The following is a 23,765-nucleotide window of genomic DNA, read 5'->3' as shown; positions in this document are numbered from 1 at the left end:
GCAGCCGGTCCGGCAGGTCAGCGCCAGTCGGGGCCGGCGGTGTCGTCGACGTCGGCCGGCTCGCGCGGCGCGGTCGCGTGGTCCGGGACGTGATCGTCGCCGCCGCTGTCGCGTGAGGTCTTCCAGAGGCTGGCGCCCGCGGTGACGATCAGGGTCACGATGATCACGCCGAGGCTGAACAGCGACGGGATGTCCCAGACCTTGACGTGCTCGCCGCCGTTGATGAACGGCAGCTCGTTCTCGTGCAGGGCGTGCAGGACCAGCTTGACGCCGATGAAGGCGAGGATGAACGCCAGGCCGAGCGAGAGGTAGACGAGCTTCTGCAGGAGGCCGCCGAGCAGGAAGTACAGCTGGCGCAGGCCCATCAGCGCGAAGACGTTCGCGGTGAAGACCAGGTAGGGCTCCTGGGTGATGCCGAAGATCGCCGGGATGGAGTCGAGGGCGAAGAGGATGTCGGTGACGCCGAGCGCGATGATCACGACGAGCATCGGCGAGACGAAGCGGACGCCGTTCTCGTGGTACCAGAGCTTGAGGCCGTGCCAGCTGTCGCCGACGCGCATCCGGCGACGGGTGAAGGCCACGATCGCGTTGTCCTCGGGGTGCTCGTCCTCGTGGGCGCCGTAGGACTTCACCAGCTTGACGGCGGTGTAGACCAGGAAGGCGCCGAAGGCGTAGAAGATCCAGCTGAAGTTCTCGATGAGCGCGTAGCCGAGGGCGATGAAGATGCCGCGGAACACCAGCGCGAGGACGATGCCGACGAGTAGCGCCTCCTGCTGGTACTTCCGGGGCACCTTGAGCGCCGACATCAAGATGATGAAGACGAAGAGGTTGTCGATCGACAGCGAGTACTCCGTCAGCCAGCCGGTGTAGAACTGGATGCCGTAGTCGTGACCGTGGTGGACGAGGATGAAGACGCCGAAGGCGACGGCGGCGCCGACGTAGACGGAGAGCGCGATCGCGCACTCCTTCATCGAGGGCTCGTGCGGATCGCGGGCGATCACGAACACGTCGAAGAGGAGGACTCCGACGGTCACCGCGATGGTGATCGTCCATTCCAGGGTGGTCACGTCCATAGGGGTGTCCCTTCAGGGGCGGATGCGTCGACAGATCGCCCGAGGTCTCTTCCGCTGCCGACGCCTGGGGCGCCGTTGTGCAGCCTACGGGACCGGAGCGGGCGACTTCGACCGCTCGTGATGACGAGCCCGCAGCGAAGGAGTACTCCCCCCTGGTGCGCGGAATCCTCGCACGCGCGGCGTGCAGGGTCCAATCAGCAGCGCTCAGGGAAGGCCGGTGACCCGCGCCATCGTGGCGAGCTTGGCGCCGGTCTCGCGGACCTCGGACGCCGGGTCGGAGCCGGCCACGATCCCGGCTCCCGCGAACAGCCGCAGCCGGGGACCGTCCATCACGGCCGCCCGGATGGTGACCGCGAACTCGCCGTCGCCGTACCGGTCGACCCAGCCGACACACCCGGCGAACCAGTCGCGGAGGTCGCCCTCGAGGTCGGCGATGGCGGCGTAGGCGGCCGCGGTGGGTACGCCGCCCACAGCCGGGGTCGGGTGCAGCAACTGGGCCAGGCGCAGCGCGCTCGGCCCGTCGACCGGGTCGGCGAGCCGGGCGTGGATCGGGGTGGCCAGGTGCCACACCGTGTCGGTCGAGAGCAGCTCCGGGGTCGCGGGGTACTCGATCTCGACGCAGACGTCCTTGAGCGCGTGCACGATCGCCTCGACCACGAAGGCGTGCTCGGCGAGGTCCTTGGCCGACTGCTGCAGCTCGCCGGCCCGGCGCGCGTCCTCGTCGGCATCATCGGAGCGGGGCACGGACCCGGCGAGGGGCGTGCAGGAGATCTCGGCACCCTGGCGGCGCACGAGCAGCTCCGGGCTGGCGCCGACCAGGATCGGGCCGTCCTCCGGCGCGACGCCGTCGGCACCGGGCGCCCCATCGACGCCGGGCACCAGCGGGACGCTGAACACATAGCGGCCCGGACGCGTCGTCAGCAGCCGGTCGATGATCTCCGCGGGCACCAGCGGCGGGTCGCTGACGACGTCGAGGCAGCGGCCCAGCACCACCTTGTGGAGGTCGCCGCCGGCGATCCGCTCCAGCGCGGTGGCCACCATCACGGCGTACTCGTCGGGCGTGGGGAACTCGGTGACGTCGTAGGTCCGCTCCACCGACTCGTCCCGATCGGGTCGCTGCAGGGCGTGCTCGGAGCCGACCACCACATGGGCGAGGCCGGGCGCCCCGGCGGCGAAGGACAGGGCGCACAGCGCCCGCTCGTCGGGGCCGAGGCCGGCGACGACCTCGTCGGCCCAGGCCGGGTCGGCCCCGTCGGGCGTCGTCCGGGTGCGGCGCACCGCACGGGCGACGTACGCCTGCTCGCCCGACGCGAAGAGCATCGGGCGAGCAGCGAGCGCCGCGGGGGTGATCGGATCCCGCGCCATGCCTCTCAGCCTAGATGACGTCCCGGGCGACGCCGACTGCGGAGCACGCCCAGCAGTCCGGCCAGCACCAGCAGGCCACCGAGGACCAGCTGCCAGGGCCGGTACGGCGCACCGGCGTTCGGCAGTCCGGCGCCACCGCGCTCGTCACCCCCGGCGGCCACGGCGGCCACGGCGTCGAACTTGTTGACGACGCGCACCGAGGCCTGACCCGGCCCACCGGTCGGCGTGAGGTCGACCGCGATCGACGTCTTGCGCGACTTCGTGACCTGGCCCGCGACCGTCGCCGTCATCGATGTCGACGCCGCACCGCCGTCCTTGGTCTCCGTCAGCGTGCAGGCCGCACTCGACGGCAGCTCCTGGTAGGACGCCCGGTAGCCGTTGCCCTTGGCGAGCACGCGCTCCGCGCCGCCGGGCACGTCGAAGGCGGCCCGCTGACCGTCCACCAGCCAGGTGCAGGCCAGCGCCACGCGGAACGGGCCGTTCGCACCCTTGGCCGACTCGTCGCCGACGACCTCCTTGGTCACGTCGAGCGACGTCAGCCGGAAGGTGTTGGTCGCGGTCAGCGACACCCGGCTGGTCTCGGCCTGCTGGTCCGGCGCCGGCACCTCGACGACGCCGTCGGCCGGCGCGAGCACGCTCGACGTCGCGCCTCCGGTGCCGGTCTCCTTCACCGCGCAGGACGTGCCGATCGCGAACGGTCCGACCGTGCGGGACGCGCCGGCGGCGAGCCGGATCGTGTCCTGGTACGGCGTCTGGCCGCGGTACGTGCAGGTCATCTGGAAGGAGAAGGTGCCGGTGCCGTAGCGAGCCGCTCCGTCGCCGTCGACCTTCTTCTCCAGCGTCACGGTGCCCGCGTCGTAGGCGTTGGTGATCTCGACCTCCGCCGGGGCGGTGCCAGGGGTGACCGTCGCCGAGCCGTCACCGTGGTCGACGAGGTTGTCGCCGGTGACGACGATCTGGTCGGCGAAGAACCGGTCGGTCTCGGTCACCTCGCAGGAGGCCCCCACCGGGATCCGGTCGGCCGGCGCGGTGAAGGTCTCGCCGTCCTCGAGGGTGAACTCCAGCTCGGTCGCGCCGGCGCCGTCGAAGGTGACGTCGCGGCCGGTGATCGACTCACAGCGCAGCGTGAAGGTGAACGGCCCGAAGGTGGTGCCGGTCGCCGTGGTCTGCACCCGCTTGGTCACCGACAGACCGGTGAACCGGTAGTCGTTGGTGATCGTCGCGCTCTCGACCGTATCCGGGTCCTCGACGTCCACCGTCACCGGGGTGCCGGACCGCGAGGTCTCGCCCCACGCCCCGGCCGAGCCCTCTTCGGTGAAGGTGCACGAGCTGCCGTTCGCACTGATCGGCACCCCCGCGATCTCCTTGAGCCAGTCGCCGGCCCGGCGCAGGTCGATCACCGCATCCGCGCCGAGGTCGAGCGGCACGCCGCCGGCCTCGCACGCCACGGCGACCCGGATCAGGTCCGGCGCGTACGCCGCGGCGGGCCCGGTGATCTCCTTGCGGATCTCGACAGCGCCGGTGTGCAGGTGCACGCCGACCCGGCTCGGGGCGATCTGCCGGAACATGCTCCGGTCGGTGTACTTGAACTTGATGCCGTGCTGGTTCCACGCCAACAGGTCGTCGCCCGGCACCGTGCGCGGAACCCCGCTGACGTCGGCGTCGGAGGCCATCACGTTCGTGGTGGAGAAGGTGACGTCCACGGCCTCGCCGGCCCGCAGCGAGCCCTGGGGCGTCGTCCGGAAGTCGAGGTGGACGCGGATACCGGTCACCTCGGACCAGTCGGTGTCACCGTCGGCGACGGACCACGACTCACCGTTCTGCTCGCAGACCGGCTGGGTCGGCAGGCCGGTCCAGGTCCCGGCGCACACGCCGGCGCTGGTCGTGACCTCGACCCGCTGGGTGGTCCCCGCCGGAGCGTCGACCTGGAGCGAGCCGTCCACGAGCTGCGGCCGGTACGCCGAGCCGCGGGCGTTGCCCGACACCAGCTGGAGGTCGCCGCGCACCGGGAGCTGGTCGAAGACCGTCATCTCGTCGATGGTCACCGTGCCGGCGTTGACGCTGTGCAGAACCCAGTCGTCGGTGCCGTCGACCTCACTGTTGGCCACACAGGGCGAGCGGTAGTAGGACCCGCCGGTCGCGGCCAGCGTCGGGCTGCACGTGGCGGCCGGGTTGGCCGGGTCGAACGCCCCGTCGAGCGACCCGCGGACGCCCTTGACCGTGTAGAGGTTGGGACCGTCGACGGTGCCGACGAAGTCGGACGTGCCGCAGGTGCGGGGATCCTGACCCCAGTCTCCGGTGAGACCGCCGTTGGACACCACGTTGCGGCAGGACGCGAGGGTCTCCTCGGTGCGCACCGTCATCGTGTTGGTGGCCTTCTCGCCGCTGCCGAGTCCGGGGAGCAGCTCGAGCTGCAGCCGGATCCGGAAGACCTCGCCCGGGAGCATCTGGGCGCCGTCCGCGGGCCAGGTGAACCGGAGGACCGATCCGCCGGACTCCGGCGTCACGGTCACCTGGTCCGACAGCGTCCCCGCGGGGTCGGCCGTGTAGGTCGGCTCCACCCCGGTGTAGAGGAGCTCGGGCGGCAGCACGTCGCGCAGGTCGGTGAGCGTGAGGTATCCCGTGCCGGCGTTCTCGACCGTCAGGTCGAAGGGCACCAGCTCACCGACCGACGCCAGCCGGATCCCGTCGTTGGTCAGCTTGCGGACCGCGATCTCCCGGGTGCCGGGCGACAGCTCGATCGTCGCCGTCGCGTCGGTGCGCGGCGCGTCGTTGCCGTCGGGACGCGTGGTCCACGACGTCTGGGTGTTCTCGATCTCACCGTCGAAGAGGACCGGGTCGCCGTTGTCACGGTAGGTCTCGCGCAGCTGAGCCGTGAAGGCGGCGCCGGCGCTCCAGTTCGGTGCCGGCACCGTCGTCGAGAACAGCCCACCGTCGGCGCGGGTGTACGTGAACCGGATGCCCTGGACCTCGGCGTTCGCGACCCCCGCGGGCAGCTGAGGCGTCGCGGTCGGCGTGCCGGCGACCCACTGCTGGCCGTCGTAGAGGTCGACCTGGACGCGGTCCGCGCCGACGGGCAGCTGGACCGTTCCGAGCCCGGTGAACCGGAAGGTGTTCCAGAAGTCGGGCGAGTCAGCCTGGTCCTCGATCACCACGCGCTGCGGGGAGAGCGTGCTGCGCGGGTCGGAGCCCTGGTTGGCACCGAGCGTCACCGTGACCGGTACGTCGGGCTTGGGCTCGTTGATCAGGCTCGGCGTGATCGTCTTGGTCGGCGCGATGTTGACCAGACCGCCGGTCAGGACCAGCGTGGCGTCCGCGACGTCACCGGTCTTGACCCCGGGCCCCACGACGGGGTCGTAGGACTGCGCGAACACGCGGTTCACGACGTCGACGGTGTCCCCGGCCCGCAGCACCTGGTCGGCACCGGTGCTCCGCAGCGTGGGCCGCAGCCGGGTCGCCAGGCTCACCGTCAGGTCGTTGTCCCCGGTGATCGTGCCGCCCGACGTGGCCGGGTCGGTGTGCTGGAAGGTCACGCTGACGCCGACGACGGTCCCCGGGTCGCTGACGCCCGCGTTGACCGCGGCCATGGTCGACTGCTCCGAGGAGTAGGTCTGCGTGGCCTCGTCGTAGCGCAGCAGCCACACGACCGTGGCCGCCGGGTCGATCTGACCCGGCTTCGACGCGGCGATGGTGATGCCGGTGATGTCGAAGCGCTCCATCGGGTTGGGCCGCGAGGCGCTGCCGAGGTGGTCGGCGTCCAGGTCGAACGGGTCGGCGTGCGCACCCGCGGCGTCGGCGTCGCTCTCGCAGTCCGCCACCGTGGTGTCGGTGCAGGTCGCGGGGTCCGTCAGCCGGACGTACGACGCGCGCGCGGTCGATCCGTTGTTGCCCTTGAGCACCCAGGTGGCCGTCGGGTAGCTCCCGGCGGGGGTGCCCACCGGGGGCACGTGCACCTGAGCCGTCGGGGTGACCGCCTTGGTCACCGCGACCACCGGATCCGGATCGAGGATCTGGATGGTGTCGGACGCCGTGTCGGTGACGGGCGCACCGCCGCCGACGGGGGTGCCGCGCAGCTCGGTGTCGTTGTCGACGATCCCCTCGTCCGGGGTGTTGTAGTCGCGGTCGGCGACGACGAACGCGCCGTCGGAGCGGGCCTTGTCGCGGACCTGCCAGCCCAGCGAGAACCGGCGATCGGTGCTGCCGGCGCCGACGCCCGTGTCGGGCGCGGGGGCGTACGGGTCGAACGCGTTGCCGGCCTCCTGGGCCGTCTCGCGCCGATCCGTGTCGGCCGCGGTCTCCTCGACCACGATCCGCACGCCGCGCGTGGACGCACGCTCGGGACCGGACAGCTCGTAGCCCTTGAAGGACCCGTCGGCCTCCCGCCAGCTCCCGTTCGGGGCGTTCACCACGACCCAGCTGCTGCCGTCGTAGAGGGCGACCTCGGTGACGGTGTCGTAGCGGAGGTACCAGCCGGTCGAGTACGGGGTGTTCGACACGTCGACGCGGTCGATCCGGACCAGGTCGAAGGCGTCGTACACGGTCTGTGCGACAGGGGTGGTGGCCGGATCGGCCGCACCGTCGCTGATCCGCACGGGCGAGAGGCCCTTGGTGACGTTCCAGTCGAGGTGGGTCGTGGCCCGCTCACCGGACTGGGCGTCGACCGAGGACTCGACCCAGGTCTTGTCGATGTCGACGCCGGGGCCGGGGCCGCCGTCGTCGGTGACGACCGTGCCCGTGCCCTCGTCGCCGTCGTCGTCGTGGAGGGTGTTGCCGCCGGCGGACTCACCGTCGGCGGTGACGGTCGCCGAGTTGACGTACGGCGTCGGGCTGTCCGGGCCCGGCGTGACGGCGCCGCCGTCGCGCAGCGTGCCGCGGGCCTCGAACTCGAGGTTGGGGGTCAGCGTGACATCGCTCGGGAAGCCGGTGTCGTTGTGAAACGCGAACCGGATGCCCTGGATGTCGTCGCGGCCGAGGCCGAGCAGAGCGAGGGCGGCCGAGGTGGCAGCGGCGTCGCGCCGCAGCACGCTCGCCTCGGGCAGGGGTCCCTGCACGAGCAGCTGGTGCCAGGTGCCGTCGGTCCCCTGGACCTCGACGGTCAGCGTGGTGTCGGCCGGCACCTGGGTCGGTGCGATCGAGACCAGATCGAAGGCGTCCCAGAACTCGGCGGTGCCGGTCCCGACGACGTCCTCGACCACGATGTCGTGGACGACGGCGCCGTCGCCGTGGGCGATCACGTTGGCCTTCAGCGACGAGATGACGGACTGGCCGGGCCGCACGGCCGATCCGGGCCGCACGGTCTTGTCGAGCGTGGCGGTGATCGCCGGGTCGACGACCCGGAGCGTGTCGGTGTCGCTGTCACTGTCAGCGAGGCCGTTCGAGGCCTCGACCGCGACGTCGACCTTGTTGGTCAGCGTCACCTCGGCCGCGCCACCCGTGGCGTCCTCGGTGGTCTCGATGGTGAAGGCCGCGCCGCCGGTCTCGTCGGCCGCGATCGGTCCGGTCCAGGTGATCTCGAAGCCGGAGATCTTGCCGCTCGCCGCGGCCGGCACCTGCCCGCTGCTCACCGCCTGCGGCTCGGTGCCACCGGCGAGGAGGTGGTAGGTCACCGTCGCGCCGGTGGCGGCGGCGGGCCAGGTCAGCGGTCCGTCGAAGCCGCCGAAGGTGACCTCGTCGGTGAAGAAGTCGAGGTCGGCGACCGTCAGGCTGGTGACCGGCACGCCGCCGTTGGTGCCGGTCACCGTCGCCGGGGCGTCCTGCCCGGCGGTGATGCTGTCCGGCGAGATGTTCTTGTTCGCCTCCACGGAGGGGATGGCGGGCCGGACGATGTACGACGCCTGGCCGTCGTCGCGCGCGGTCGGCTGGCCGGCGAGCGTGGCCGAGCCGGTGGTCACGTTGTCGACCCGGTGCTCGGCCAGGGACAGGTCGCCGCCGTCGCGGTCGGTGGCGCGCTGGGTCAGGTCGAGATCGAGCGCGATCCGCTGACCCGGCGCGATCGTGCCGTCGCAGGTGACCCGGATGCCGCCGACCTGGGCGTTCGTCACGCCGGCCGGGAGGGCCAGCGGGTCGCCCGCCGGGGCGTCGGCGCCCTGGACCCAGCTCCACGTGCCACCGGAGCGGACGTAGGCGTCGACGCGCGCGGTCGTGCAGCCGGCGGGCGGGGCGACGTCGCCGAAGCCGTCGAAGTCGGTGATGGTGAACGGATTGCTCGGGTCGAGCGTGGCGGCACCGTTCGCGGCGTTCTTCGGCTCCTGGATGACGAGCCGGTCGACCGCGACGTTGCTGGAGTTGCGAGCCGCGAGGCCGATCGTCGACTCCGCGCCCGGGTCGAACGGCTGGCTCGCCGGTGCCCAGGTCTTGTCGACGGCGACCCCGGTGGTGATCGGCGCCTCGACGTTGATGGTCGCGCTGCTGGTCTTGGTGTTGGCGTTGGAGGCCGACACCCGCGCGGGGTTGACGATGTCGCCGCTACGGCCCGGCGGGTAGTCGTCGGGCACCTTCAGCGAGATCGAGATCGTGTACGTCGTGCCCGCCTGCAGCCCGACGCCCACGGGTCCGTCGGTCGGCTGCTTGAGGTCGACGGTCAGGCTCGTGCCGGCCGTGACCGTCGCCGGCGGATTCGTTCCCCCGCCCGGCTGCCAGGTCACCGTGCGCGGCACCGTGGTCGGGTTCGGGCTGAACTGGACGTTCTGGATCGGGAACCCGACCAGCTCGTCCGGCAGCTCGTCGACGATCTGCGTGTCGAGGCAGTCGTCCTCCGAGCACCGCACCTGGATCTGGTAGGTGAACGTCTCCCCCGGCCCGGGGGTGGTGTTGTCCACCGACTTGTCGATCTGCAGCGATTCCGGCGCTGCCGACGACGGGGGTACCACCATCAGCGCGCTCAACATCGTCATGAGCATCGCCAGGCCTCCCACAACCCAACGACGCATGTTCCCGCTCTGAAGCGGGCGTACCTGTCCCACGGTATGTCCCTCCCTATGTCCCGGGAGGGAACGTACGTGGGAAAACGGGTGCGCAACGAATCTTCGGCCCGAAAGTTATGCAGGTCTCACCAGATATCCCCCGGATCCTCCCCCGGAGGGTGAAGCGGGTTCAGCCCGTCGAACTCGGCGGTCAGTCGCCGCCGTACGCCGCGCCCAGCTGCTCGAGCCGCGCGCGGCCGCCGTCCTCGGCGGTGAGGACCCACACGCCGCCCGGCGTCAGGGCGAAGGTGTGCTCGTAGTGGGCGGCCCAGCGACCGTCCGAGGTGACCACGGTCCAGTCGTCGGCCGCGACGTCGGTCGCGTGGTCACCGAGCGTGATCATCGGCTCGACGGCCAGGGCGATGCCCTCGCGCAGCCGCGGGCCCCGACCCGGCCGACCCTCGTTGGGGACGTCGGGCTCCATGTGCATGGCGGTGCCGATGCCGTGGCCGGTGTAGCCGTCGACGATGCCGTAGGGCCCCTCGCCGTGGACGTACGACGCGACCGCATGCGAGATGTCTCCCACCCGCGCACCGGCGCGTGCGGCCGCGAGACCGCGCCACAGCGCCTCCTCGGTGACCCGCATCAGCTCGGCGACGTCGGCTCGCACGGACCCGACCGCCACCGTGATCGCGGCATCGCCGTGCCAGCCCTGGCCGGCGTCGTCGAAGGCGATCGCCCCGCAGTCGATGGAGATCACGTCGCCCTCCGCCAGCACCCGTGCGCCCGGGATGCCGTGCACCACCTCGTCGTTGACCGAGGCGCAGATGCTCGCCGGGAACGGCGGCTCGCCGTACCCGAGGAACGACGGCACGCAGCCCTCGTCGCGGATGCTCTGCTCAGCGAGGGCGTCGAGCTCGGCGGTCGAGATCCCGGGGCGGACCGCCTCGCGCAGACGCGCGAGCGTGCGGCCGACGACGAGGCCGGCCACACGCATCGAGCGCACCTGCTCCGGGGTCTTGATCTCGATCCGGTGCTGGCCGAAGAACACCGTCAGGCCGTCCTCGTCTCCCGGGTGGCGCCCCGCCCGGCAGCGTGGCGCACGGCGGCGAAGCCGCACGGACCGAAGGCCGCGGGCCGAGCTTGCGAGGCCCGGGCGCCGAGGCCCGTCTGCGACGCGCTCGGGCAATTCAAAGCAGTCAGCTCTCCGGCAGGTCGTCGAGTGCATCGAAGATCCGCTGCTGGACCTCGGCGATCTCGCCCATGCCGTCGACGGAGACGACCAGGCCGCGCTCGGCGTACACGGCGATCAGCGGCTCCGTCTCCTCGACGTAGACCTCCTGGCGACGCCGGATGACCTCTTCGTTGTCGTCGGCGCGACCTTCGATCTCGGCGCGCTTCAGCAGCCGGCTGATCAGAGCCTCGCTGTCGACCGTCAGGCACAGCACGGCGTCGATCCGGTGCCCGGTGTCCTTGACCATGGTGTCGAGCTCGGTGACCTGGGCCAGGGTGCGCGGGTAGCCGTCGAGCAGGAAGCCCTTCTCGGCGTCCGGCTCGGCGATCCGGTCGCGCACCATGTTGTTGGTGACCTCGTCGGGGACGTACTCACCGGCGTCCATGTAGCGCTTCGCCTCGATGCCGAGCGGCGTGCCCTGCCCGACGTTCGCCCGGAAGATGTCTCCGGTCGAGATGGCCGGGACGCCGAAGTGATCGGCGACGGCCTTCGCCTGGGTGCCTTTGCCGGCGCCCGGCGGGCCCATGATCAGAAGCCTCAACGCAGGAATCCTTCGTAGTTGCGCTGCTGGAGCTGGCTCTCGATCTGCTTGACCGTGTCGAGGGCGACACCGACCATGATCAGGATGGACGTGCCACCGAACGGGAAGTTCTGGTTGGCGTTGATCAACACGAACGCGATCAGCGGTACGAGCGAGATCAGACCCAGGTAGAGAGCGCCCGGCAACGTGATGCGGGACAGGACGTAGGACAGATAGTCCTGGGTCGGCTTGCCCGCCCGGATCCCGGGGATGAAGCCGCCGTACTTCTTCATGTTGTCGGCCACCTCTTGCGGGTTGAAGGTGATCGACACGTAGAAGTAGGTGAAGAAGATGATCAGCAGGAAGTACGCCGCCATGTGCACCGGGTGACCCTGGTCGACGAGGTACTCGTTGACCCACCGGATGAACTGGTTCGGGTTCTCCTGGTTGAACTGCACCGCCATCGCCGGCAGGTAGAGCAGCGACGAGGCGAAGATGACGGGGATGATGCCCGCCTGGTTGACCTTGAGCGGGATGTAGGTCGAGCTGCCGCCGAACATCTTGCGGCCGACCATCCGGCGGGCGTACTGCACCGGGATCCGGCGCTGGGCCTGTTCGATGAAGATCACCGCGGCCACCAGCACGAGGCCGATCGCGACCACCACTCCGAAGGTCCACCAGCCCTGGCTGATCTTGACCTGCCACAGCGAGGCCGGGAAGGTCGCGACGACCTGGGTGAAGATGAGGATCGACATGCCGTTGCCGACGCCGCGCTCGGTGATCAGCTCACCGAGCCACATGATGACCGCGGTGCCGGCCGTCATGGTCACGACCAGGACCAGGAAGGTCTCGGTGTTGTTGGAGTGCAGCAACGGGTATTGCGTGCTGTCACAGCCCTGCAGCAGGTTGCCGGTGCGCGCGAGCGCGACGATGCCGGTCGCCTGCAGGACCGCGAGGCCCAGCGTCAGATAGCGCGTGTACTGCGTGATCTTCGTCTGGCCGGCCTGGCCCTCCTTCTTGAGGGCCTCGAGCCGCGGGATCACGACGACGAGCAGCTGCAGGATGATGCTCGCGGTGATGTACGGCATGATGCCGAGCGCGAAGATCGTCAGCTGGAGGAGCGCTCCGCCGGAGAACAGGTTGACCAGGCTGTAGAGGCTGGCGTTGCTGCCCTCCTCGACCACCTTGATGCACTTCTCGACGTTGGAGACATGCACGCCAGGTGCCGGGATCTGGGACCCTGCCCTGAAGATGACGATGATCAACAGGACGAACAGCAGCTTGCGCCGCAGGTCCGGGGTCCGGAAGGCGTTCACGAACGCGGTGAGCACGCGGGTCCTCTTCTCTCATCGCTGGCCTTGTGGCCGCGGGGAAGCCTAACAGGGGGCACACAGCCGCCGGCCCGGTACGCCGAGGAAGCAGGACGAACCGGGCGCGGAGCAGACCGTGGAGACGAACGAGGGGCGTCGTCGGGTCTGGACTCCATCCAGACCCGACGCGCCCCTCGCAGCGTCGTCACAGGACCGTAACGGTCCCGCCGGCGCCCTCGATCTTCTCCTTGGCCGAGGTCGAGAACGCATCCGCGCTCACCGCGACCTTGACCGTCAGGTCACCCTGCCCGAGCACCTTGACCGGGTGGCCCCTGCGGACCGCGCCCTTCTGGACCAGCGTCTCCGGGGTGACGTCGCCACCCTCGGGGAACAGCGCGCTGATCCGGTCGAGGTTGACGACCTGGAAGGTCACCTTGAACGGGTTCTTGAAGCCCTTGAGCTTCGGGAGCCGCATGTGCAGCGGCATCTGGCCACCCTCGAACGCGACCGGGACCTGGTAGCGGGCCTTGGTGCCCTTCGTACCACGACCGGCGGTCTTGCCCTTGGAGCCCTCACCGCGACCCACACGGGTCTTGGCGGTCTTCGCACCCGGTGCGGGGCGCAGGTGGTGCAGCTTGAGCGTCATTGTCACTCGCCTCCGACGACCTCGACCGTCACCAGGTGACGGACGGTGTGGACCATGCCCCGGATCTCGGGACGGTCCTCCTTGATCACGACGTCGCCGATCCGCTTGAGGCCCAGGCTGCGCAGCGTCTCGCGCTGGTTGGCCTTCGTGCCGATCTTCGACTTGGTCTGCTGGACCTTCAGCTGTGCCATCAGGCCGTCACCCCCGCAGGCGAGGAGGCCTTGGCGGCGGCCGCAGCGGCCTCACCCTCGGCCTTGGCCTTGAGCAGCGCCGCCGGGGCGACGTGCTCGACGGGCAGACCACGCCGCGCCGCCACCGACTCGGGCTGCTCCAGCATCTGGAGCGCCGCGACGGTCGCGTGCACGATGTTGATCTGGTTGGACGAGCCCAGCGACTTGCTGAGCACGTCGTGGATGCCGGCGCACTCCAGGACGGCGCGCACCGGACCACCGGCGATGACCCCGGTACCGGGAGCGGCCGGGCGCAGGAACACCACGCCGGCGGCCTTCTCGCCCTGGACCGGGTGCGGGATCGTGCCCTGGACGCGGGGGACGCGGAAGAAGTTCTTCTTCGCCTCCTCGACGCCCTTGGCGATCGCCGCGGGAACTTCCTTCGCCTTGCCGTAGCCGACGCCGACCAGACCGTCACCGTCACCCACGATCACGAGGGCGGTGAAGCTGAAGCGACGACCACCCTTCACGACCTTGGCGACACGGTTGATCGCGACGACCCGCTCGACGTACTGGCTCTTGTCGGCACCGCCACGGCCGCCGTCGCGGCCGCCACGGCCACCACGGTCGCCGCCCGAACGCTGTCCGCGCTGGGGTCCGCTCATGATCTCTCCTCAGTCCTGTTCGCGGTCAGAAGGTCAGGCCGCCCTCGCGGGCGCCATCGGCCAGGGCCGCGATGCGACCGTGATACTTGTTGCCGGCGCGGTCGAAGACGACCGACTCCACGCCCTGCTCCTTGGCACGGGCGGCGACGAGCTCGCCGACCTTCTTGGCCTTGGCGGTCTTGTCGCCGTCGAGAGCGCGCAGGTCGCCCTCGAGGGTCGAGGCCGACACCAGGGTCTTGCCGACCAGGTCGTCGACGACCTGGGCGGTGATGTGCTTGCTCGATCGGGTGATCACCAGGCGCGGCCGCTCGGCCGTCCCGGAGATCTTCTTGCGACCGCGGATCTGACGACGCGTGCGCGAACTCGCGCGAGCGGCCAGCCTCCGCTGGTACTTGAGGGTGATCGCCATGTCACTTACCAGCCTTTCCGACCTTGCGGCGGACGTGTTCGCCGGCGTACCGGACGCCCTTGCCCTTGTAGGGCTCGGGCTTGCGGAGCTTGCGGATGTTGGCGGCGACCTCGCCGACCAGCTGCTTGTCGATGCCGAGGACGCCGAGCTTGGTCGGGCCCTCCACCGCGAAGGTGATGCCCTCGGGGGCGTCGAAGATGATCACGTGCGAGTAGCCGAGCTGGAACTCCAGCTGGGTCGGGCCCTTGGACAGGACGCGGTAGCCGACGCCCACGATCTCGAGCTTCTTCTCGTAGCCCTCGGTGACACCGACGACCATGTTGTTGATGAGCGTGCGGCTCAGACCGTGGTAGGCCTTCGAGAGGCGCTCGTCGTCGGGGCGCTTGACGTCCAGGACGCCCTCGCCCTTCTCGACGGTGATCGGAGCGACCACGGTGTGGCTCAGGGTGCCCTTGGGGCCCTTCACCGTGACGGTGGCTCCGTCGATCTGGACGTCGACGCCCGAGGGGACGGGGACGGGGAGCTTGCCGATGCGCGACATGTTCTTCTCTCTCCTTCCCTTGTCACCAGACGTAGGCGAGGACTTCCCCACCCACGCCCTTCTGGTTGGCCTGGCGGTCGGTCAGCAGACCCTGGCTCGTCGAGATGATCGCCACGCCCAGGCCGCCGAGGACCTTCGGGAGACCGGTGTGCTTGGCGTACACCCGCAGACCGGGCTTGCTGATCCGGCGGACTCCGGCGATCGAGCGCTCGCGGTTGCGGCCGTACTTGAGCGTGACGGTCAGCAGCTTGCCGACGCCGTTCTCGTTGTCCGCGACAGCGAAGGAGGTGATGTACCCCTCCTGCTTGAGGATCTCCGCGACGCCTTGCTTGAGCTTGCTGTACGGCATGGTCACCGCGTCGTGGTACGCCTGGTTGGCGTTGCGCAGACGCGTGAGCATGTCTGCGATCGGGTCAGTCATCGTCATGATGTGTGTTCTTTCTGCTGTGGTTTCCACTCAGCGACTCAGGCGAGTGGACCTTCAACGGTTGGGTGTTACCAGCTCGACTTGGTCACGCCGGGCAGCTCGCCGCGGTGAGCCATCTCGCGCAGGCAGATCCGGCACAGGCCGAACTTGCGGTAGACGGCCTTGGGGCGCCCGCACCGCTGGCAGCGGGTGTAGCCGCGCACCGCGAACTTGGGCTTGCGAGCGGCCTTGACCTTCAGCGCAGTCTTCGCCATGTCAGTTCTCCTTGAACGGGAAGCCGAGCTGCTTCAGCAGCGCGCGCCCCTGCTCGTCGTTGGTCGCCGTGGTGACGATGGTGATGTCCATGCCCCGCTGGCGGTCGACCTTGTCCTGGTCGATCTCGTGGAACATGACCTGCTCGGTCAGACCGAACGTGTAGTTGCCCCGGCCGTCGAACTGCTTCGGCGAGAGACCGCGGAAGTCACGGATACGCGGCAGCGCGAGCGCCAGCAGGCGGTCGAGGAACTCCCACATCCGGTCTCCACGCAGCGTGACGTGCGTGCCGATCGGCATGCCCTCACGCAGCTTGAACTGGGCGATCGACTTGCGGGCCTTGGTCACGGCCGGCTTCTGGCCGGTGATCGCGGTCAGGTCGCGGATCGCGCCCTCGATCAGCTTCGAGTCGCGGGCGGCCTCGCCGACACCCATGTTGACGACGATCTTCGTCAGACCGGGCACCTGCATGACGTTGCCGATCTCGAACTCGGCCTTGAGCGCGGGGAGGATCTCCTCGCGGTACTTGGTCTTGAGGCGAGGGGTGACCTTCTCGATGGTGGACTCGCTCATCTCAGATCTCCTTCCCGGTCTTGCGGGAGACGCGGACGCTGCGCGTCGAGCTGTACTCCGAGCCGTCGGGGCGGCGCTTGGTGACGTCGACCCGCTTGTAGCCGACCTTGGTCACGCCGTCACCCTCGACCAGCATCACGTTGGACACGTGGATCGGGGCCTCGGTCGTGATGATGCCGCCGGTGTTGCCGGAGCGCGAACCCTGGTCGACGACCTTGGTGTGCTTCTTGATCCGGTTGACACCCTCGACGATCACCCGCTCCTCCTCACGGAGGACCTTGATGATCTTGCCCTCGGCGCCCTTGTCCTTGCCGGCGATGACCTTGACGGTGTCGCCCTTCTTGACGCGGAGGTTGGGCTTCTTGCGCACCTGCTCGGACTTCTTGCGAGTGCTTCGAATGAACTTGGCAGCCATCACAGCACCTCCGGCGCCAGCGAGATGATCTTCATGAACTTCTTCTCCCGCAGCTCACGGCCGACCGGGCCGAAGATGCGGGTGCCGCGGGGCTCACCGTCGTTCTTGAGGATCACCGCGGCGTTCTCGTCGAAGCGGATGTAGGACCCGTCGGGCCGACGGCGCTCCTTGACGGTGCGCACGACGACCGCCTTGACGACGTCGCCCTTCTTGACGTTGCCGCCGGGGATGGCGTCCTTGACAGTGGCGACGATGACGTCGCCGATGCCGGCGTAGCGACGGCCGGAGCCGCCGAGCACCCGGATGCAAAGGATCTCCTTGGCACCGGTGTTGTCGGCGACCTTGAGTCGCGACTCCTGCTGAATCATCGATTTCTCCTGGTTGTCGTGCCGGTTCTCATCGCCTCACGGGCGGTGAGCCTGGCCGAACGTGTGGACTACTTGGCGCGCTCGAGGATCTCCACCACGCGCCAGCGCTTGGTGGCCGACAGCGGGCGGGTCTCCATGATGAGGACACGGTCGCCGACGCCGCAGTCGTTCTGCTCGTCGTGGGCCTTGAGCCGCGTGTTGCGGCGCAGGACCTTGCCGTACAGAGCGTGCTTGACGCGGTCCTCGACGGACACGACCACGGTCTTGTCCATCTTGTCGCTGACCACGAGGCCCTCACGGGTCTTGCGGGCGTTGCGCTGAGCGGTCTCGTTGCCCACCTCGTTGGACTCCGTGCTCATCAGTTCTCCTCGTCCGTTGCCGGAGCGGTCCGGATGCCGAGCTCGCGCTCACGCACCACGGTGTAGATCCGGGCGATGTCCTTCTTGACCGTGCGGAGCCGGCCGTGGCTCTCCAGCTGGCCGGTGGCCGCCTGGAACCGCAGGTTGAACAGCTCCTCCTTGGCCTCGCGCAGCTTGGCCTCGAGGTCGACCTCGTTGAGCTCGTCCAGCTCGTGGGCGCGGATGACGTTCGCCATCAGAACTCACCAGCCTCTCGCGTGATGAATCGGGCCTTCATGGGCAGCTTGTGGATCGCGCGGCGCATCGCCTCACGGGCGATGTCCTCCGGCACGCCGGACAGCTCGAACATCACGCGGCCGGGCTTGACGTTGGCGACCCACCACTCCGGGGAGCCCTTACCCGAGCCCATGCGGGTCTCGGCGGGCTTCTTGGTGAGCGGGCGGTCCGGGTAGATGTTGATCCAGACCTTGCCGCCACGCTTGATGTGGCGGGTCATGGCGATACGAGCGGACTCGATCTGGCGGTTGGTGACATAGGCACCCTCGACCGCCTGGATACCGAAGTCACCGAACGCCAGCGACGTACCGCCCTTGGCAGCACCCCGACGCTTCGGGTGGTGCTGCTTGCGGTGCTTGACGCGACGCGGCATCAACATGGGTCAGGCCCCCGTCTCATTGGTCGGCGTTCCGGTGGTCGGCTCGGCGGCCGGCGCGGCCTCGACGCTCTCCGCCTGGGCGGGCGCGTCGGCGTTGCGGTCCGAACGGTTCGGGCGGTCGCCGCGGGACCCACGGGTCGGACGGTCGCCACCACGGGTGGGACGGCCACCGCGACCGGGAACACCGGCACGGGCAGCGGCCTGGGCCTGGCGCTCGGCACGGGTGCCGGCGACCTCGCCCTTGTAGATCCAGACCTTCACGCCGATGCGGCCGAAGGTCGTGCGGGCCTCGTAGAAGCCGTAGTCGATGTCGGCGCGCAGCGTGTGCAGCGGGACGCGACCCTCGCGGTAGAACTCGGTGCGCGACATCTCGGCGCCGTTGAGGCGGCCCGAGCACTGGATCCGGATGCCCTTGGCACCCGAGCGCATCGAGGTCTGCATCGCCTTGCGCATCGCGCGGCGGAACTGCACGCGGCCCGAGAGCTGCTCGGCGACGCCCTGGGCGACCAGCTGCGCGTCGATCTCCGGGTTCTTGACCTCGAGGATGTTGAGCTGCACCTGCTTGCCGGTGAGCTTCTCGAGCTCGCCACGGATCCGGTCGGCCTCGGCGCCACGGCGACCGATGACGATGCCGGGACGCGCGGTGTGGATGTCGACGCGGACCCGGTCCCGGGTGCGCTCGATCTCGACCTTGGCGATGCCGGCCCGCTCCATGCCCTTGCTGAGCAGCTTGCGGATCGCGACGTCCTCGCCGACGTAGGCCTTGTACAGCTTGTCGGCGTACCAACGCGACTTGTGGTCGGTGGAGATGCCGAGGCGGAAGCCGTTCGGGTTGATCTTCTGGCCCATTACTTCTTGGCCCCCTTCTTGGTCTTCGCGACGACAGTCTCCGCGGGCTGGACCGCGATGGTGATGTGGCTCGTGCGCTTGTTGATCCGGGTGGCCCGGCCCTGCGCACGGGGACGCCAGCGCTTCATCGTCGGACCCTCGTCGACCCGCGCGACCGAGACGACCAGGTCGCCGGTGGCGAGGCCCTCGGTGGTCGCGGCGTTCGCGACGGCGCTGGCCAGCACCTTGGAGACGGTCTCGGAGGCCGACTGCGGGGCGAACTGGAGCAGCGTCAGCGCCTCGTCGGCGGGCAGGCCGCGGACCAGGTCGACGACGCGGCGCGCCTTCATCGGGGTGATCCGCACGAAGCGGGCGGTGGCGAACGCACCGGGCTCGTCGCCCAGGATCGACTCGCGACGCGCGCTGGTGCGGTGACGCTCGGTGGTGCTCATCGACGGCGCCCCTTCCGGTCTTCCTTGACGTGGCCGCGGTAGGTGCGGGTCGGCGCGAACTCACCGAGCTTGTGGCCGACCATGGAGTCGGACACGAAGACCGGGACGTGCTTGCGCCCGTCGTGGACCGCGATCGTGTGGCCGATCATCGAGGGGATGATCATGGACCGGCGCGACCAGGTCTTGATGACGTTGTGGGTGCCCTTCTCGTTCTCGGCGTCCACCTTCTTGAGCAGGTGGCCGTCGACGAAGGGGCCCTTCTTCAGGCTGCGAGGCATCTCTGACGTTCCTTCAGCGCTTGTTCTTGCCGGACTTGCGGCGTCGGATGATCTGGGAGTCGCTCGCCTTGCGCTTGCGCGTGCGGCCCTCGGGCTTGCCCCACGGCGAGACCGGGTGGCGACCACCGGAGGTCTTGCCCTCACCACCACCGTGCGGGTGGTCGACCGGGTTCATGACCACACCACGGACGGTCGGGCGCTTGCCCTTCCACCGCATACGACCGGCCTTGCCCCAGTTGATGTTCGACTGCTCGGCGTTGCCGACCTCGCCGATCGTCGCGCGGCAGCGCACGTCGACGTAGCGCATCTCGCCCGAGGGCAGACGCAGCGTCGCGCGGGAGCCCTCGCGGGCGACGAGCTGCGCGCTGTTGCCGGCCGAGCGGGCCAGCTTGGCGCCGCCACCGGGACGGAGCTCCACACAGTGGATCGTCGTACCGACGGGGATGTTGCGCAGCGGCAGGTTGTTGCCCGGCTTGATGTCGGCACCGACGCCCGACTCCACCCGCATGCCCTGCGTCAGGTCCTTCGGCGCCACGATGTAGCGCTTCTCGCCGTCGGCGTAGTGCAGCAGCGCGATCCGCGCGGTGCGGTTGGGGTCGTACTCGATGTGCGCGACCTTGGCCGGCACGCCGTCCTTGTCGTAGCGACGGAAGTCGATGATCCGGTACGCACGCTTGTGACCGCCACCGTGGTGCCGGGTGGTGATCCGGCCCTGGTTGTTGCGACCGCCCTTCTTGGGCAGCGGACGGGTCAGCGACTTCTCGGGCGTGGTCCGGGTGATCTCGGCGAAGTCGGCCACCGAGGAGCCGCGACGGCCCGGGGTGGTCGGCTTGTACTTGCGGATAGCCATGTCAGATTCCTCTACCTGGCCCGGTCAGGAGACCGGACCTCCGAAGATGTCGATGCGGTGACCGTCAGCCAGGCTCACGATGGCGCGCTTGGTGTCCTTGCGCTTGCCGAGGCCGTTGCGGGTGCGGCGGACCTTGCCCGGACGGTTGAGCGTGTTCACCGAGGTGACCTTGACGCCGAAGATCTTCTCCACGGCGATCTTGATCTCGGTCTTGTTGGCGTCGGGGCGCACCAGGAAGGTGTACTTGTTGGCGTCGAGGAGGCTGTAGCTCTTCTCCGACACCACCGGCGCGATCAGGACGTCACGGTGGTCCTTGTGCAGGGTGCTCATCAGTTGCTCTCCTCCTCGGCGCCCGTGTCGTTGCCACCGACGAGGCGGTCGAACGCGGCCTTGCTGAACACCACGTCGTCGCTCACGAGGACGTCGCGGGTGTTGAGCTGGTCGACCGCCACGATGTGCACCTCGGGCGCGTTGCGCAGCGAGAGCCAGGTGAGGCTGTCGGCGCGCTCGAGCACGACGAGGAACTTGCGACGGGCGCTCAGCTCGAAGAGCGAGGCGAGGGCGGCCTTGGTCGACGGCTTGTCGCCGGTGACGAGCGCCTCGACGACGTGGATCCGCTCGTTGCGGGCCCGGTCGGAGAGGGCGCTGCGCAGGGCGGCGGCCTTCATCTTCTTGGGGGTGCGCTGGCTGTAGTCACGCGGCTGCGGGCCGTGGACGACGCCACCGCCGGCGAACTGCGGCGCCCGGGTCGAGCCCTGGCGGGCGCGGCCGGTGCCCTTCTGCTTGTAGGGCTTCTTGCCACCGCCGCGGACCTCGCCGCGACGCTTGGTGGCGTGCGTGCCCTGGCGTGCGGCGGCCTGCTGGGCGACGACGACCTGGTGCATCAGCGGGATGTTGACCTCGACGTCGAAGATCTCGGCGGGGAAGTCGACGGAAACGTTCTTGGCCATCGTGATCAGCCCTTCTTCGCAGCCGTGCGGAGAACGACGAGACCGCCCCGGGGTCCGGGAACGGCGCCCTTGATCAGGACGATGCCCTTCTCGACGTCCACGGCGTGGACGGTGACGTTCTGGGTGGTGACGGTGTCGGAACCCATCCGGCCGGCCATGCGCAGGCCCTTGAACACGCGGCCCGGCGTGGCGCACGCGCCGATCGAGCCGGGCTTGCGGTGGTTGCGGTGGGCACCGTGCGAGGCGCTGACACCGGCGAAGCCGTGACGCTTCATGACACCGGCGAAGCCCTTGCCCTTGCTGGTGCCGGTCACGTCGATGACCTGGCCGGCCTCGAACGTGTCGACCGGCAGCTCCTGGCCGACGGTGTACTCGCTGGCGTCGGCGGTGCGGATCTCGACGACGTGGCGCCGCGGGGTCGAGCCGGCCTTGGCGAAGTGACCCGCCTGCGGCTTGTTGACCTTGCGGCCCTCGATCTCGCCGTAGCCGATCTGGATGGCGTTGTAGCCGTCCGGCTGGGGCTGGCGGACCTGGGTGACGACGTTGGTGCCGGCGGCGACCACCGTGACCGGGATGACCCGGTTGTTCTCGTCCCAGAGCTGGGTCATGCCGAGCTTGGTGCCCAGCAGGCCCTTCACGTTGCGCTCAATAGTCATGTCCCGAACCTCAGAGCTTGATCTCGATGTCGACACCGGCCGGCAGGTCGAGGCGCATGAGGCTGTCGACGGTCTTCGGCGTGGGGTCGATGATGTCGATGAGCCGCTTGTGGGTGCGCATCTCGAAGTGCTCGCGCGAGTCCTTGTACTTGTGCGGCGAGCGGATGACACAGAAGACGTTCTTCTCGGTCGGCAGCGGCACCGGGCCGGCGACCTTCGCACCCGTACGGGTGACCGTGTCCACGATCTTGCGCGCCGAGGTGTCGATCACCTCGTGGTCATAGGCCTTGAGCCTGATGCGGATCTTCTGTCCCGCCATAGGTCTCTCTCGTCCTTACTCGTCGTACGACTCTGGGTCCTTGAGCTCCGACCCCCGCGGTCGGGCGTGTCGCACCTTGTGCGGGCACACACGTCTCCCCGGAGGGGAAGTGGAGCTGTTGTTCTCGGCTGTCTCGGGCCTCCGGCGTGCGGTACGAGCTGAACCTCGACGACCGGGCACGCTCCACGCGGCGCGGATCGGACCCGTGGATCTGTGGGCCGATCACTCCGCAGGGGAGGCACGATTCAGTAGTCAAGATCTAGCGCGCACCTCGGGCGGCCTGCCCGGGGCAACCGGAACATCTTGGCAGAGTTCCGGTGGTCGGCCAAATCTGCGCGTGCCCGCCCCACGGGACCCCACGCCAGGTCGGGTCCGGATGCAAGGATTGCGCGCATGACCGACGGCCCCGCGCAGCAGTACCCGCCCCCGGGTGCCCCGCCGCGGGCGGATCCCGGCCCCCCGCCCGCCGCCTACCCGCCGCCCGGCCAGGCGCCCGGCCAGGCTCCCGGCATCGGCCCGACCCCCACGGGCTGGGCGCCGTACCCGTCCGGCCCCGGCCCGCGGCCGGCGCCCGGCCTCCTGCTCGGCGCGGCGCACAAGCCCGGCGCCCTCCCCCTGCGCCCGCTCAACCTCGGCAACATCTACGACGGCGCGTTCCGGATCATCCGGTTCAACCCGAAGGCGACCGTGGGCGCCGCGGTGCTGGTGACCGCGGTGGCCATGGTGATCCCGATCGTGGTGACCATCGTCCTCACCTTCACGGTCGGCATCGCCGTGGACGCCTCCGGGGAGCTCGACGCCGGCGCGAGCACCGCCGACGCGCTCGGCCTGCTGGCGGCCTACGGCTCGCTGCTGGTGTCGCTGGTCGTGGCGCAGGTCGGCGTCGTGTTCGTGACCGGGATGGTCGCGCACGTCACCCGGGCGGCGGCGGTCGGCCGGCGCCTCGGGCTCGGCGAGGCCTGGGCCGCCACCCACGGCAAGCGCTGGCGCCTGCTCGGCCTGACCCTGGTCCTCAACCTGGCCTTCTTCCTCCTGCTGCTGGTCTACGTCCTGCTCTGGGTGGTCGTCGTCGTGGCCGTCGACGGCGAGCCCTGGCCGGTCGTGATCTGGGGCGTGGTCACGGTCCCCGCGTTCGTCGCGCTGTGCTGCTGGCTGTGGATCCGCTTCTACTACCTGCCCGTGCCGGCCCTCATGCTCGAGCCGATCGGCGTGTTCGGAGCGATCGGCCGGGGCTGGGCGCTCAGCTCCCGGCAGTACTGGCGCACCTTCGGCATCGCCCTGCTCACCGTGCTCATCGTCCAGTTCGCCGGTGGGCTGCTGACCTTCCCGGTCAGCATCATCGGCAACGTGGCGGCGATCGCCGCCCCGGAGTACGCGACGCTGCTGCTGATCTTGACCCAGGCGGTCGCGCTCGTGATCCAGAACGCCTTCGTCGCCCCTTTCCTCGCCGCCGTGACATCGGTGCAGTACGTCGACCTCCGCATGCGCAAGGAGGCCTTCGACGTCGAGCTGATGCGGGAGGCGGGGATCGTTCCCGCATGACGTCCC

General features: G+C 69.7%; 28 protein-coding genes. 1 reads left to right on the top strand and 27 read right to left on the bottom strand.

Going from position 1 to position 23,765, the window contains the following annotated elements; genetic code table 11:
• Nucleotides 1–17 precede the first annotated feature (17 nt).
• The 27 genes from RB608_RS08855 to rpsJ form a co-directional block, all read right to left on the bottom strand.
• Nucleotides 18–1,073 (bottom strand): TerC family protein, encoded by a 1,056-nt coding sequence (locus tag RB608_RS08855; protein WP_308087441.1) that lies wholly within the window; start codon nucleotides 1,071–1,073, stop codon nucleotides 18–20.
• 204 nt (nucleotides 1,074–1,277) lie between these two features.
• Nucleotides 1,278–2,438 (bottom strand): isochorismate synthase, encoded by a 1,161-nt coding sequence (locus tag RB608_RS08850; protein WP_308087440.1) that lies wholly within the window; start codon nucleotides 2,436–2,438, stop codon nucleotides 1,278–1,280.
• A 5-nt stretch (nucleotides 2,439–2,443) separates the two neighbouring features.
• Nucleotides 2,444–9,325: a DUF5979 domain-containing protein gene (locus tag RB608_RS08845; protein WP_308087439.1), complete on the bottom strand. Its 6,882-nt coding sequence runs from the start codon at nucleotides 9,323–9,325 to the stop codon at nucleotides 2,444–2,446.
• A gap of 226 nt (nucleotides 9,326–9,551) precedes the next feature.
• On the bottom strand, nucleotides 9,552–10,391 hold the full coding sequence (gene map / locus RB608_RS08840; protein WP_308087488.1) for a type I methionyl aminopeptidase: 840 nt from the start codon (nucleotides 10,389–10,391) through the stop codon (nucleotides 9,552–9,554).
• A 148-nt stretch (nucleotides 10,392–10,539) separates the two neighbouring features.
• The gene (locus RB608_RS08835; RefSeq protein WP_308087438.1) at nucleotides 10,540–11,115 is read right to left on the bottom strand and encodes an adenylate kinase; all 576 of its coding nucleotides are present in this window, start codon (nucleotides 11,113–11,115) and stop codon (nucleotides 10,540–10,542) included.
• Nucleotides 11,112–12,425, bottom strand: coding sequence for a preprotein translocase subunit SecY (gene secY, locus RB608_RS08830; protein WP_308087437.1), 1,314 nt, complete (start codon nucleotides 12,423–12,425; stop codon nucleotides 11,112–11,114). Before secY ends, RB608_RS08835 begins: the two co-directional genes overlap by 4 nt.
• Nucleotides 12,426–12,609: 184 nt before the next feature.
• Entirely contained in the window at nucleotides 12,610–13,050 is a 441-nt protein-coding gene (gene rplO, locus RB608_RS08825) for a 50S ribosomal protein L15 (protein WP_308087436.1), read from the bottom strand.
• Nucleotides 13,051–13,052: 2 nt separating this feature from the next.
• The gene (rpmD, locus tag RB608_RS08820; protein WP_136436430.1) at nucleotides 13,053–13,241 is read right to left on the bottom strand and encodes a 50S ribosomal protein L30; all 189 of its coding nucleotides are present in this window, start codon (nucleotides 13,239–13,241) and stop codon (nucleotides 13,053–13,055) included.
• Nucleotides 13,241–13,885 (bottom strand): 30S ribosomal protein S5, encoded by a 645-nt coding sequence (gene rpsE / locus RB608_RS08815; protein WP_308087435.1) that lies wholly within the window; start codon nucleotides 13,883–13,885, stop codon nucleotides 13,241–13,243. The genes rpmD and rpsE overlap by 1 nt, the downstream gene beginning before the upstream one ends.
• A gap of 25 nt (nucleotides 13,886–13,910) precedes the next feature.
• The gene (rplR, locus tag RB608_RS08810; protein WP_308087434.1) at nucleotides 13,911–14,294 is read right to left on the bottom strand and encodes a 50S ribosomal protein L18; all 384 of its coding nucleotides are present in this window, start codon (nucleotides 14,292–14,294) and stop codon (nucleotides 13,911–13,913) included.
• Between the two features lies 1 nt (nucleotide 14,295).
• Nucleotides 14,296–14,835: a 50S ribosomal protein L6 gene (rplF, locus tag RB608_RS08805; RefSeq protein ID WP_308087433.1), complete on the bottom strand. Its 540-nt coding sequence runs from the start codon at nucleotides 14,833–14,835 to the stop codon at nucleotides 14,296–14,298.
• Between the two features lie 22 nt (nucleotides 14,836–14,857).
• Nucleotides 14,858–15,262 (bottom strand): 30S ribosomal protein S8, encoded by a 405-nt coding sequence (gene rpsH / locus RB608_RS08800; protein ID WP_308087432.1) that lies wholly within the window; start codon nucleotides 15,260–15,262, stop codon nucleotides 14,858–14,860.
• 68 nt (nucleotides 15,263–15,330) lie between these two features.
• Entirely contained in the window at nucleotides 15,331–15,516 is a 186-nt protein-coding gene (locus RB608_RS08795) for a type Z 30S ribosomal protein S14 (protein WP_011757321.1), read from the bottom strand.
• 1 nt (nucleotide 15,517) lies between these two features.
• Entirely contained in the window at nucleotides 15,518–16,087 is a 570-nt protein-coding gene (rplE, locus tag RB608_RS08790) for a 50S ribosomal protein L5 (protein WP_308087431.1), read from the bottom strand.
• A gap of 1 nt (nucleotide 16,088) precedes the next feature.
• The gene (gene rplX / locus RB608_RS08785; protein WP_308087430.1) at nucleotides 16,089–16,502 is read right to left on the bottom strand and encodes a 50S ribosomal protein L24; all 414 of its coding nucleotides are present in this window, start codon (nucleotides 16,500–16,502) and stop codon (nucleotides 16,089–16,091) included.
• Complete coding sequence (gene rplN, locus RB608_RS08780) at nucleotides 16,502–16,870, bottom strand: 50S ribosomal protein L14 (protein ID WP_011757324.1); 369 nt, start codon at nucleotides 16,868–16,870, stop codon at nucleotides 16,502–16,504. Before rplN ends, rplX begins: the two co-directional genes overlap by 1 nt.
• Nucleotides 16,871–16,938: 68 nt before the next feature.
• Entirely contained in the window at nucleotides 16,939–17,229 is a 291-nt protein-coding gene (gene rpsQ / locus RB608_RS08775) for a 30S ribosomal protein S17 (RefSeq protein WP_308087429.1), read from the bottom strand.
• Nucleotides 17,229–17,465 carry a 50S ribosomal protein L29 gene (rpmC, locus tag RB608_RS08770; RefSeq protein ID WP_282403269.1) on the bottom strand — a complete coding sequence of 79 codons (237 nt, stop codon included), beginning with the start codon at nucleotides 17,463–17,465 and terminating at the stop codon, nucleotides 17,229–17,231. The genes rpsQ and rpmC overlap by 1 nt, the downstream gene beginning before the upstream one ends.
• On the bottom strand, nucleotides 17,465–17,884 hold the full coding sequence (gene rplP / locus RB608_RS08765) for a 50S ribosomal protein L16 (RefSeq protein ID WP_257430580.1): 420 nt from the start codon (nucleotides 17,882–17,884) through the stop codon (nucleotides 17,465–17,467). The genes rpmC and rplP overlap by 1 nt, the downstream gene beginning before the upstream one ends.
• Nucleotides 17,885–17,887: 3 nt before the next feature.
• Nucleotides 17,888–18,733 (bottom strand): 30S ribosomal protein S3, encoded by an 846-nt coding sequence (gene rpsC, locus RB608_RS08760; RefSeq protein WP_308087428.1) that lies wholly within the window; start codon nucleotides 18,731–18,733, stop codon nucleotides 17,888–17,890.
• On the bottom strand, nucleotides 18,733–19,164 hold the full coding sequence (gene rplV, locus RB608_RS08755; protein ID WP_308087427.1) for a 50S ribosomal protein L22: 432 nt from the start codon (nucleotides 19,162–19,164) through the stop codon (nucleotides 18,733–18,735). The genes rpsC and rplV overlap by 1 nt, the downstream gene beginning before the upstream one ends.
• Complete coding sequence (gene rpsS / locus RB608_RS08750) at nucleotides 19,161–19,442, bottom strand: 30S ribosomal protein S19 (protein ID WP_139621517.1); 282 nt, start codon at nucleotides 19,440–19,442, stop codon at nucleotides 19,161–19,163. The genes rplV and rpsS overlap by 4 nt, the downstream gene beginning before the upstream one ends.
• Before the next feature lie 13 nt (nucleotides 19,443–19,455).
• Nucleotides 19,456–20,292: a 50S ribosomal protein L2 gene (gene rplB / locus RB608_RS08745; RefSeq protein ID WP_141797579.1), complete on the bottom strand. Its 837-nt coding sequence runs from the start codon at nucleotides 20,290–20,292 to the stop codon at nucleotides 19,456–19,458.
• A gap of 24 nt (nucleotides 20,293–20,316) precedes the next feature.
• Nucleotides 20,317–20,622, bottom strand: a complete 306-nt coding sequence (gene rplW / locus RB608_RS08740; RefSeq protein WP_257430576.1) for a 50S ribosomal protein L23 — start codon at nucleotides 20,620–20,622, stop codon at nucleotides 20,317–20,319.
• A complete protein-coding gene (rplD, locus tag RB608_RS08735) occupies nucleotides 20,622–21,242 on the bottom strand; it encodes a 50S ribosomal protein L4 (protein ID WP_308087426.1) in 621 nt (206 codons plus the stop codon). Before rplD ends, rplW begins: the two co-directional genes overlap by 1 nt.
• A gap of 5 nt (nucleotides 21,243–21,247) precedes the next feature.
• Complete coding sequence (rplC, locus tag RB608_RS08730) at nucleotides 21,248–21,898, bottom strand: 50S ribosomal protein L3 (protein WP_308087425.1); 651 nt, start codon at nucleotides 21,896–21,898, stop codon at nucleotides 21,248–21,250.
• Nucleotides 21,899–21,908: 10 nt separating this feature from the next.
• Nucleotides 21,909–22,217, bottom strand: coding sequence for a 30S ribosomal protein S10 (gene rpsJ, locus RB608_RS08725; protein WP_007078637.1), 309 nt, complete (start codon nucleotides 22,215–22,217; stop codon nucleotides 21,909–21,911).
• A gap of 393 nt (nucleotides 22,218–22,610) precedes the next feature.
• On the opposite strand from rpsJ, the gene RB608_RS08720 reads away from it, so the two are divergent.
• Nucleotides 22,611–23,759: a hypothetical protein gene (locus RB608_RS08720; protein ID WP_308087423.1), complete on the top strand. Its 1,149-nt coding sequence runs from the start codon at nucleotides 22,611–22,613 to the stop codon at nucleotides 23,757–23,759.
• The last annotated feature ends 6 nt before the right edge of the window (nucleotides 23,760–23,765 follow it).

Source organism: Nocardioides sp. LHD-245, from assembly GCF_030929495.1.
Lineage (GTDB): Bacteria > Actinomycetota > Actinomycetes > Propionibacteriales > Nocardioidaceae > Nocardioides.
Note: the sequence above shows the minus strand (reverse complement) of the source record. Positions and strands in the feature narration are given on the sequence as shown.

Bases quoted from the DNA above. Each gene is read 5' to 3' on its own strand.
- RB608_RS08855 (WP_308087441.1), bottom strand. From the start codon at position 1,073: ATGGACGTGACCACCCTGGAATGGACGATCACCATCGCGGTGACCGTC.
- RB608_RS08850 (WP_308087440.1), bottom strand. From the start codon at position 2,438: ATGGCGCGGGATCCGATCACCCCCGCGGCGCTCGCTGCTCGCCCGATG.
- RB608_RS08845 (WP_308087439.1), bottom strand. From the start codon at position 9,325: ATGTTGAGCGCGCTGATGGTGGTACCCCCGTCGTCGGCAGCGCCGGAA.
- rplO (WP_308087436.1), bottom strand. From the start codon at position 13,050: ATGACGCTCAAGCTGCACCACCTGCGCCCCGCACCGGGTGCGAAGACC.
- rpmD (WP_136436430.1), bottom strand. From the start codon at position 13,241: ATGGCACAGCTGAAGGTCCAGCAGACCAAGTCGAAGATCGGCACGAAG.
- rpsE (WP_308087435.1), bottom strand. From the start codon at position 13,885: ATGAGCGGACCCCAGCGCGGACAGCGTTCGGGCGGCGACCGTGGTGGC.
- rplR (WP_308087434.1), bottom strand. From the start codon at position 14,294: ATGGCGATCACCCTCAAGTACCAGCGGAGGCTGGCCGCTCGCGCGAGT.
- rplF (WP_308087433.1), bottom strand. From the start codon at position 14,835: ATGTCGCGCATCGGCAAGCTCCCCGTCCCCGTCCCCTCGGGCGTCGAC.
- rpsH (WP_308087432.1), bottom strand. From the start codon at position 15,262: ATGACGATGACTGACCCGATCGCAGACATGCTCACGCGTCTGCGCAAC.
- RB608_RS08795 (WP_011757321.1), bottom strand. From the start codon at position 15,516: ATGGCGAAGACTGCGCTGAAGGTCAAGGCCGCTCGCAAGCCCAAGTTC.
- rplE (WP_308087431.1), bottom strand. From the start codon at position 16,087: ATGAGCGAGTCCACCATCGAGAAGGTCACCCCTCGCCTCAAGACCAAG.
- rplX (WP_308087430.1), bottom strand. From the start codon at position 16,502: ATGGCTGCCAAGTTCATTCGAAGCACTCGCAAGAAGTCCGAGCAGGTG.
- rplN (WP_011757324.1), bottom strand. From the start codon at position 16,870: ATGATTCAGCAGGAGTCGCGACTCAAGGTCGCCGACAACACCGGTGCC.
- rpsQ (WP_308087429.1), bottom strand. From the start codon at position 17,229: ATGAGCACGGAGTCCAACGAGGTGGGCAACGAGACCGCTCAGCGCAAC.
- rpmC (WP_282403269.1), bottom strand. From the start codon at position 17,465: ATGGCGAACGTCATCCGCGCCCACGAGCTGGACGAGCTCAACGAGGTC.
- rplP (WP_257430580.1), bottom strand. From the start codon at position 17,884: ATGTTGATGCCGCGTCGCGTCAAGCACCGCAAGCAGCACCACCCGAAG.
- rpsC (WP_308087428.1), bottom strand. From the start codon at position 18,733: ATGGGCCAGAAGATCAACCCGAACGGCTTCCGCCTCGGCATCTCCACC.
- rplV (WP_308087427.1), bottom strand. From the start codon at position 19,164: ATGAGCACCACCGAGCGTCACCGCACCAGCGCGCGTCGCGAGTCGATC.
- rpsS (WP_139621517.1), bottom strand. From the start codon at position 19,442: ATGCCTCGCAGCCTGAAGAAGGGCCCCTTCGTCGACGGCCACCTGCTC.
- rplB (WP_141797579.1), bottom strand. From the start codon at position 20,292: ATGGCTATCCGCAAGTACAAGCCGACCACCCCGGGCCGTCGCGGCTCC.
- rplW (WP_257430576.1), bottom strand. From the start codon at position 20,622: ATGAGCACCCTGCACAAGGACCACCGTGACGTCCTGATCGCGCCGGTG.
- rplD (WP_308087426.1), bottom strand. From the start codon at position 21,242: ATGGCCAAGAACGTTTCCGTCGACTTCCCCGCCGAGATCTTCGACGTC.
- rplC (WP_308087425.1), bottom strand. From the start codon at position 21,898: ATGACTATTGAGCGCAACGTGAAGGGCCTGCTGGGCACCAAGCTCGGC.
- rpsJ (WP_007078637.1), bottom strand. From the start codon at position 22,217: ATGGCGGGACAGAAGATCCGCATCAGGCTCAAGGCCTATGACCACGAG.
- RB608_RS08720 (WP_308087423.1), top strand. From the start codon at position 22,611: ATGACCGACGGCCCCGCGCAGCAGTACCCGCCCCCGGGTGCCCCGCCG.